The following is a 509-nucleotide window of genomic DNA, read 5'->3' as shown; positions in this document are numbered from 1 at the left end:
TGGCTGGTTGGCGACGCCACGCTGTTGTACACCTTCACGATTGAGGATCCGAACGTCACTATCGTGATGCGCATTCCCCGGGGCCGAATGCACCCGGATCGTGTCAACGAGCTGTATTACACCGTCGAACGTAACAGCAGCAACATCGGCACGTCGGAACCACCGTTGACCCTGCTGTACAACTTTATTCGCCCTGGCCTGCGAGATCGGCTGACCGTGCCCGGTGGCCATTCAGAACTCAAACTGGACTTGTCCGATCTGATTGCGAAGGGCGTCGACAAGGATTTCGTCAGTGCGCAAATCTGCGTGAACTATCCCTACTGCCGCGCCTACGACACCATCACCCTCAAGTGCAACGGCGAGATCCAGACATTCCCGGTCAGCAAGGATCAGGCACCACAACCACCGAATCCGGGCACTGAAGAGCCGACCACTATCTGTTTCACCATCACCCGCGCCTTTCTGGAAAAAGCGAAACGTCTGGATAACATCCTGAACTTTTCCTACAC

Annotated in this window: 1 pseudogene; it reads left to right on the top strand. The window is 55.8% G+C overall.

Features of this window, described 5'->3' with window-relative positions:
- Positions 1–509 (top strand): annotated as a pseudogene (locus L8H52_RS30325) (hypothetical protein); the annotation flags it as partial.

It is taken from the genome of Pseudomonas sp. CROZ-RG-20F-R04-15, from assembly GCF_022662375.1.
GTDB lineage: Bacteria > Pseudomonadota > Gammaproteobacteria > Pseudomonadales > Pseudomonadaceae > Aquipseudomonas.
Note: the sequence above shows the minus strand (reverse complement) of the source record. Positions and strands in the feature narration are given on the sequence as shown.